Here is a 1307-nt window from a genome sequence, read left to right as displayed (position 1 = left end):
ACGTTCGTCTGCTCGGCGGCCCGCTCCTGGTAGACGGCCTTGAGGAAGCCGTCCACCGCGATCTGCGGCTCCTTCGCTCCCTGGCCGTTCTCGGTGTCGCGCAGGACCAGGAACGCGGCAGTGCCCCCACCGCCGCAGAGCAGGACCGCGGCGGCCAGCACCAGCGAGGCGATGAGCAGCGCCGGTCGCTTGCGTGGTGGGCCGCCGGGCGGGCCGGGCGGATACGCCGGTGGCCCGGCGGCGGGAACGGCGCCCGGCGGTGTGCCGCCACCGGGCGGTGATTGTGGGTGCGGGTCGCCGGGCGTGCCGGTGTCGCCACCGGCGGGCGGTTGGGTCATCTGTCTCCCCCGGGTTGCGGCTCCCGTCGCCGCCCCAGGCGACGGGCACGGGTCGAGGTGGTCGGGCGCGCGTCCGCGCGTGCCCAGTCCGGAAGGGTAGCGGTCGGCGGGGCGCTTGCCAGCCCCGCGTACGCACCGGCGGGAGGCGAGTTCGCGGTCGCGTTCCGGACCAGGCTTGTGTCACATATGTGACTGGTTGTGACGAAGCATGCGCGTCCCGTTGCCGGGACTGGCCGGAGGTCCTACGTTCGTCCCGACACGGAGAGCCGGACCCGCCGGACGGTGCCGAGGCGGATGGCGGTGTCAGTGAGCAGGTACGACGCCCGGAGGCGACGCATGCGCGACGCGGAGAACACCCCCCGAGCCCAGTTCCCCGGCGACCGGTCCGGCCGGCCCGGCGAGGCCGACGTGCCCGCCTCGTTCAACGAGCGGTCGTACCGCCTTCCGGTCGAGGTGGTCCGGACGCCGTCCCGCCCCGGCGCGAAGGGGCGGGACGAGGACGAGCCCGGCTACGTCATCCACCTGCCGGTACGGGTGGCCGACCTCGCCGCGGCCACCGCGCTCGCCGGCACCGTGGCCACCTCGCTGAGCTTCCTAATAGAGCTGGACGCGGGCGAGACCACCGTCTCCACCGCCGACGACCAGAACAACAGGCACCGGGTCTTCTGCGATCTGCTGTTGCCCGACCGCAGCCGGTGCCCGCAGCGCTTCGAGCACGAGGGCCCGTGCGGCGAGCCGCCCTCCGCGCCGGAGCCGCGTCCCGCGTCCCGTTGACGACGGCGGACCGTAGGCTGTGCCTGACCGAAGTCCAAGTCAGGCAAGGGAGCCCTCCTCCGATGCAGAAGTGGGAATACGCCACGGTGCCGCTGCTGGTCCACGCGACCAAGCAGATCCTCGACAACTGGGGCGAGGACGGCTGGGAACTGGTCTCGGTGGTGCCCGTCTCAAAAAAGGAGCAGGTCGTCGCGT

2 protein-coding genes and 1 pseudogene are annotated in these 1307 nt (G+C 72.9%); 2 read left to right on the top strand and 1 reads right to left on the bottom strand.

Translation table 11 applies throughout. The annotated features are described in order from the left end of the window. A pseudogene (locus KBX39_RS31385) lies at window positions 1-338 on the bottom strand (hypothetical protein); the annotation flags it as partial. Window positions 339-674: 336 nt separating this feature from the next. On the opposite strand from KBX39_RS31385, the gene KBX39_RS31380 reads away from it, so the two are divergent. Further along, a complete protein-coding gene (locus KBX39_RS31380) occupies window positions 675-1112 on the top strand; it encodes a hypothetical protein (RefSeq protein WP_210874031.1) in 438 nt (145 codons plus the stop codon). A gap of 62 nt (window positions 1113-1174) precedes the next feature. Further along, window positions 1175-1307 (top strand): DUF4177 domain-containing protein (locus KBX39_RS31375; protein WP_210874033.1); only part of this gene is annotated, 133 nt, incomplete at its 3' end.

This window comes from Micromonospora sp. D75, assembly GCF_018070405.1.
In the GTDB taxonomy this organism is placed as follows: Bacteria; Actinomycetota; Actinomycetes; order Mycobacteriales; family Micromonosporaceae; genus Micromonospora; species Micromonospora chalcea.
This window is presented reverse-complemented; position numbering and strand designations above follow the sequence as displayed.